The sequence below is a fragment of the Roseomonas sp. BN140053 genome, assembly GCF_047690175.1.
GTDB lineage: Bacteria > Pseudomonadota > Alphaproteobacteria > Acetobacterales > Acetobacteraceae > Roseomonas.
In genome coordinates, this window is the sequence record NZ_JBLLEB010000033.1 from 41,880 (window position 1) to 48,418 (window position 6,539).

General features: G+C 66.8%; 6 protein-coding genes. 4 read left to right on the top strand and 2 right to left on the bottom strand.

What is annotated here, in order from left to right; genetic code table 11:
- The first annotated feature begins 248 nt into the window (after positions 1 to 248).
- The 4 genes from ACLIBK_RS20820 (at position 249) to ACLIBK_RS20835 (ending at position 5,067) form a co-directional block, all read left to right on the top strand.
- Positions 249 to 2,261: an AAA family ATPase gene (locus tag ACLIBK_RS20820; protein WP_415389224.1), complete on the top strand. Its 2,013-nt coding sequence runs from the start codon at positions 249 to 251 to the stop codon at positions 2,259 to 2,261.
- On the top strand, positions 2,258 to 2,812 hold the full coding sequence (locus ACLIBK_RS20825; RefSeq protein ID WP_415389225.1) for a metallophosphoesterase family protein: 555 nt from the start codon (positions 2,258 to 2,260) through the stop codon (positions 2,810 to 2,812). Before ACLIBK_RS20820 ends, ACLIBK_RS20825 begins: the two co-directional genes overlap by 4 nt.
- 3 nt (positions 2,813 to 2,815) lie before the next feature.
- Positions 2,816 to 2,962, top strand: a complete 147-nt coding sequence (locus ACLIBK_RS20830; protein ID WP_415389226.1) for a hypothetical protein — start codon at positions 2,816 to 2,818, stop codon at positions 2,960 to 2,962.
- A 1,241-nt stretch (positions 2,963 to 4,203) separates the two neighbouring features.
- Entirely contained in the window at positions 4,204 to 5,067 is an 864-nt protein-coding gene (locus ACLIBK_RS20835) for a hypothetical protein (RefSeq protein WP_415389227.1), read from the top strand.
- A 72-nt stretch (positions 5,068 to 5,139) separates the two neighbouring features.
- On the opposite strand, the gene ACLIBK_RS20840 is transcribed toward ACLIBK_RS20835, so the two are convergent.
- Together ACLIBK_RS20840 and ACLIBK_RS20845 are read right to left on the bottom strand one after the other, a co-directional pair.
- Positions 5,140 to 5,466, bottom strand: a complete 327-nt coding sequence (locus ACLIBK_RS20840; RefSeq protein WP_415389228.1) for a hypothetical protein — start codon at positions 5,464 to 5,466, stop codon at positions 5,140 to 5,142.
- A 281-nt stretch (positions 5,467 to 5,747) separates the two neighbouring features.
- The coding region (locus ACLIBK_RS20845; RefSeq protein WP_415389229.1) for an ImmA/IrrE family metallo-endopeptidase at positions 5,748 to 6,539 on the bottom strand (792 nt) is incomplete at its 5' end.

The window sequence follows — 6,539 nt, forward strand, 5'->3', positions numbered from 1 at the left end:
GCTTCGAGTAGTTCCGCGCATCCCGTGCCTGGTCTGTTTTATCGACCCATGGCTAGTTGCATAAACCAGGCTAGATACCTCATGTGCCAATGAGGTGCGATTTTTTACCACAAACTGCCTCGACGCCCTGGGCGAGTCGTGGTATGCGCCACGGCGTGACTACTCTCCGGACCCTGTCGAGCAAGCGGATATAGCGGCCTACCCCGGCCGCCACCCTCTCCGTACGCCTGCTGCTCCGAGGTCTCGCCATGTCCGCTGACACCGAATTCGATGATGCCGAAGGCTTGCCGTTCGAAGACGCCGAGCCCATGCCGCCGCCTGCTCCCGGCATGAGTGACCCCGCATTGGTCGCGGCTGAGGTGATGATCAGCGCGGCGACGGCAAATCCCGTCGTCCGTGCCGCCGTCACCGCGCCGGGCGGGTGCGTGGTCGTCACCACATCCGGGGACTGGGCTAAGCCGGTCGCGAGCGTGTGGAAGCTGAACCTCCTTGGCCTGCAGTCGGGGCTCCGGAATGCCCGTGGCGGCCCGCACTTGGAAGTCAGGAGCGGCCCGAATGAACGCCCTGCATCTTCGGACGATCACGAGGCCCAGGTCGCCGCGTGGGCAGGGAAGGGGGCTCTCGGGGTAACACCCGCGCTCGAGAACCTGTCGCCGTCCTTGGTGCGGTCCGCCGACATTACCATCGCGATCCCGCCCATGGACGCCGGGATCCTGCGCAATGTGGTCCACCGCATGACCGGCACGCGGCCGGGGGTCCTGCCCCGGGGACTTTCCGAGGCGGTCCAGGCACGTCACCTCCGGCTCGCCCGGCGACCCGGGCAGTCGGCCGAGGACTACGTCCGGCGGCTCGCCGGGCTCGTGGCGGCGGACCGTGCGGCCGAGACGCGTGCCGCCCCGCCCGCGACGACCTGGACGCTCGACCGGCTGCATGGTCAGCCCGAACTGGCGGCGTTCGGCCGCGGGCTGGCGGCGGATGTCGCGGCCTACAGACGCGGAGAGCTGCCTTGGAGCGACGTGCCGCCCGGCGTGCTGCTCAGCGGACCGCCCGGAACCGGGAAGACCCTGTCCGCCCAGGCCCTGGGGCACGCTTGCGGCGCGTCGTTCTTCAGCGGGAGTTTCGCCGCATGGGAATCTGGCCCGGACGGGAGGGGGAGGTACACCGAGCTCATCGCTCGCATGCGGGCGATGTTCGCCGAGGCAGCCCGGCAGGCACCGGCCATCGTCTTCATTGACGAACTGGACTCCTTTCCGACACGGGGCCAAGCGGGTCACAACGACTCGTACTTCACGCCAATCACCAACGCCCTGCTGGAATGCCTGGATGGCGTTGCGGCGCGAGAGGGGGTCATCGTGGTGGCTGCGACCAACCATGGTGACCGGATCGACCCCGCTCTCCGCCGTGCCGGACGCCTGGACCGGGAGATCCGCCTCCACCTGCCGGACGCCGAAGGCCTCGCGGCAATCATCCGAGAGCACTTGGGTGCAGACCTCGCCGGTGTTGACCTTGTCCTGGCCGCCCGAGCTGGTCGTGGAGGCACCGGTGCAGATGCGGCCAGTTGGGTTCGGCAGGCCCGGGCGGTCGCCAGGCACGCCCGGCGTTCCGTCACGGAGGCGGACCTGCTCGGGGCCATCCGGGGCGGCGAGGATCGGCCGCAGTCCGCGGCGACGCTGCGGCGGCTCGTCTACCACGAGGCGGGGCACGCGCTGGCAGCGGTGCTGTCCCGGTCGGGCATGTTGGAAGCTGTGACCATCCGCGGCCGCGGCAGCGTCGCCGGTCAGGCCGACTTCGGAACCGCAGACGGCGACGCTCCCGAGGACGTCGACGCGCTGTTGGTGGCCCTCCTTGCCGGGCGAGCGGCGGAAGAGGTCGTCCTGGGCGGAGCGGGCGCCGGATGCGGTGGACCGGCGGGAAGCGACCTTGCCAGGGCGACCCTAGTGGCCACGAGCGCCGAGCTGGCCTGGGGCCTGGGCGAGCGGTTGACTTGGCGAGGCGACCCGCAGCCGGACAGCCTGCCGATGCTTCTCGCGGCCAACCCGGCTGCGGGCGCACGCGTGGAGGCTCGCCTCCAGGGCGCCTTGGCGGCCGCCCGGGACATGTTGCGGCAACACCAGCCGGAACTGGACGCGGTCGCGGACGCTCTTCTTCAGCGGGAAACGCTGACGGGTGCGGAGGTCAAGGAACTGGTCGCAGCCGCCCGGCAGGCGGTGCGGACGTTGCCCGCGGTCGAGGCGGCCGTCATGGCTGGAGGCGTGCGGTGAGCAAGACCTGGTTCACCAGCGATACCCATTTCGGGCACCACAATATCATCCGCTACTGCTCCCGCCCCTTCGGTTCCACCGAGGAGATGGACGGCGAACTCGTGGCCCGGTGGAACTCGGTCGTCTCGCCCCACGACGAAATCTGGCATCTCGGGGATTTCGTCCACCGTGGACAAAAATCCCCTGGCGACTATCTCCGGCTCCTAAATGGTCGGAAGAACTTGGTCTGGGGCAACCACGACAATTCAGAAGCCCGCACAGACCCGGGATGGGCGTCGAGTCAGGCGATGGCCGAAATCAAGGTCGACGGGCAGCGTATCGTTCTGCTGCACTACGCGCTGCGGGTGTGGCCACGGTCGCATCACGGGGCCCTGCATCTGTACGGTCACAGCCACGGCAATCTCCCGGGCGACCGGCAGAGCCTCGATGTCGGCGTGGACTGTTGGGACTATCGGCCCGTGTCGCTGACCAAGATCCGCGCCAGGCTCGCGACGCTGCCAGAGCGCGTTCCGGTGGACCACCACGGCCGCAATAACGCGGGGGAGGGCTGATCCATGCTCTACTTCCTGGACCTGGAGGCATCATCCCTCCACTACGGCGGCTTCCCCATCGAAGTCGCGTGGGTCGCCGAGGACGGTGTGGGCGAAGTGCATCCCATCAGTCCGGCACCGGGATGGGGGGAGTGGTCCAATGCCTCGTAGGCCGTTCATGGCCTGTCTCGGGAGCACCTTGTTATCCATGGGCGCGAGCATCTCGAGGTGGCGCGCCGCGCAGCCGACGTGCTCGGCGACCCGCGGGCCGTAGTAGCATCCGACGCGCCGGGCTTCGATGGGCGGAGGCTAGGCATGCTGTTGGCGGCCGCAGGCCTGCCACCGGTTCGCGTGGTGGATGCGGAGCAACTGTAATACGAGGCGTGCCGCCCGCTGCTGAGCACGCTGCCGCCGGTGGGGACACGCGGCTACGGGGTTGCCAGGCAGGCGCTCCTGTCTACCGCCTGCGGCATCGTCGGCGAAGCTTACGAGGCCGAACAGGCGCGGTACCGCATCCACCACCGTGCCTTGCCGGACGCAGAAGGACTGTGGTGGATCCTGCGCGAGGTAAGGGAGCGCGTCACGCTGTGCCTGCAAGGCTGATCGTCGGCGAAAAATTAGTTGACGAAAAAGTGAGTAGTTGATATTCATTGGCTCGCATCAGCCCAGGTCGAATCCCGGGTCAATGCGCGCAGATTGGCGGAAGGCCACACCACGGCATGAGTCGTGGCTCGACCCGGGGGTTCGGCCCGGTGAAGAGGGCATTCCTGGGCGTTGCGCGCGGCGACCTATCTCTTCTTGAGAGGGATTCCCAGCCATGTGCGTTCTCCCAGACGACTCAACAGCTACTTCCTACTTCTTCTGTTACGGCCCACGTGTGTGGGGAACGGGAGAGACCGCGTCCCAAGCTCTGCATAGGGCGGCGGAAGAGCAGGTGTGGTCTGACCCGATGGGGCCTGACGGTGAACCTGCTTGGATGATTTTCGAAATCGATAGCCGCACGACATGGCGTGTCGCCATCGATTTGATTTTCAGTTGGCCTGACGGCGCTGCCAGCCCGCGTCTGGTCGAGGTCCTGGATAGCGCCAGGAAAGTACTGCCTCTTTCGGCAGCAGTTCCACTGCAGACTGTCTAACCGACCTGCGGGACGTCCTGCGGTCGACAAGCGAAAATGCCTGGTCCCCACAGGCTTGATGCCTGTGGGGACTACATTCCCGCGCTGAATTTCCTGAGTGGGTCCAACGTGCCCGGCACCGCGCGCTGTCCGATGTTGCGGGGATGCTGTGGGTCCGTCGCGAAACCGGGCGCGTCGCGTGCAGCTCTAGGCTGAGCGCCCGTGTTCCTTGCCACTGCGATCGGCATCATGGGGCTGTCTACGGGCACCTGCCCGTCGACCCCCGGAGACCCGAAAAATGCGCGCATTCTTCGCCCGAATCTTGGACGCTCTCCGCAGTGCGATGTCGAATTTCACCACTGGCTGGGACTGGCTCAGCGATCGCTGGAGCGCGGTAGCCGCAACGCGGGTCGGACGCGCGGTCGGTCAGGCATGGACCTGGGGCGTGAGGCTCCCGGCTCAGGTCGCGGTGGCCCCCATCTGGGGCGAGATCCTAAACAAGAAGGACAAGGCCCAGGCCGAGCCGATGGCGGACCGGTGCGCTGCCGCCATCCACACCGGGCATCGGACCGCGGTGGCCAAGGTCGGTCTTCCTGCCGCGAAGTGCGCTACCACCGGCGCTGCCCTCGGCGTGGCGGCTGTCAAAGGCATGGCATCCCTGCCGATCCGTATTCTACGCACTGCCCTCCAGGCCGTCATGCCGTCTGCTACGGCAACGCCCGCGAAGGCCGCCCACGCCGCCGCTACGCAGACGCGGGAGCAGGAGGAGCGCGCCGACGCCGCTGCTGAGGCCCGGAGTCTCGCCGAGGCATTCCGCCGGGTCGTGGCGGCCCGGGCGCGCGACGCTCGCCCGCCGGAGGAAGCACTCGCCATGCTTCCCCAGAAGGTTGCCGCCTACGCACTCAGTCTGTCGCGCGAGGAGTGCGCCGAACTGGCTGTTGCCCGGACCGCCGTGCTCCGGACGATCGTGGAGACCGGGGTGGCGCCTCGGGGCGTTCGCTCTCCCCAGCAGATTCAGGAAGAGCTGCTCGAGGTGGAGAGGAGCTTTGTGCCCGGCACGGACGCCGACCGTCAGGCCCGGCGCGCCGCAGTGAAGGCCGCACTTCGCTCCCGGCCGCTGAGCCGCGCCGAAGAGTTGGTGAATGCTTATCAGACCGACTAACACTGCAGACAAAAGACGAAGGGCCTACCGGAATTTCCAGTGGCCTTTCATGCAGTTCGGGATCGCTTGGTATCAGGCGGCGATGGTCAGCCGCTGAGAGCGTAGCTTGGCAGCGTAGGCCGTCACCTCCGCGAGGTCGGCACGGGTTGCCCGCAGCTGCTCGCGGAGGGCGTCGGCCTCGGCCCGGGCGTCCGCTAGGCGTTCGCGGAGTTCGGCCGCACTCTCCTGGAGCACTTCGCCTGTCGCGACGGCCGCAGCTGCTTCGCACCGCGCCTGGTTGGCGATGCGGCGCGCGGATGCTGCACGGCCATCCGCCAGTGCGGAAGAAACGCCCAGTGCGAGCAAGCCTAGGCCGGACTCGAAAGTGGAGACGTAGCTCTCAGCGGCAGCGCGGCTCACGTGTCGATCTCCTTGGCCTGTCAGAACCCATCGAAATTGGGTAAGCGTTAGTGATGGTATAAATACCTCGAAATCTAGGATGTGCAAGGGGCCATTTGCCAATCTGTACCACATTCGTGGTATTTTTTGGCAGATGCTAGAAGGCCCTCAGATTCTTCGAGACGGCCTAGCACCAAGAGCTGAGCGGGGGACCGGACTCTCGGACCAACTTCCCTTCCATTCTGGAAGGTTTGCGGCCCCTGACTGCGCCATAATCCTTTCCATTCTTTCTGCGGCGGACGTTATCGCCAACGGCTGTCCACTGGCACTGCGACTGGGTCTTCATCATCGTCGTCCCAGGCCCGCCAGCGCGGTTCCGCGTCACCGAGCAGCAGCAAGGACATGACCATGTCGTACTGCTCGGAGAAGACGGTCATCTCCTTGACCTCGTCCCGGAACCATACGCCGGGCGGGATTGCCGCGCCGCCTCGGTTGTCGAAGGTCATGTCCTGCCTCGCCGCCAGGGACTGCTCCGGTACCTCAACCACATCCTTCGCCGTCCGGAAGAACGCGCCGGTCTTCCTCGCGGCATCGCTCGAACGCGACCAGAGAAGAAAGCCGTCCCTGGACACTGCCAGGACGGCTCGCCGCTCCGTGTAGGAGATCCAGCGTAGGATGGCCGCCAGCAGCGAGACCCCGTACCTTTCCGCGCAGGCGGACAGAGCAGCGATGTCTGCCACACTTCGGGCATGGATCTGCCGCCTGAAATCGTCGAGGGGCATCAGCAGGTCTGCGGCGAACTGGTCCGCCTCGCGTTCGATGTTCCGCAGGCCTTGAACCACGTCGTTCTCGGAGCACTGGATCCCGCCCGGGTGGTCCTTCCTGTGGACGAGGTAATGCCCCAACTCGTGGGCCAGGGTGAAATTGATGCGGCCCGGGGAGGATATGTCTTCGTTGTAGGCGATGCCCCACCCGCCGCGGCTTCCGCCGATCCGCATGAGCGCTCCCTCGAAGCCTGGCAGCGAGGCGCCCTGCACCTCCCGGATCGGGTCGTCAGGGAAGACATTGGCCGAGTACTCGCGGGCGAGGTCGGC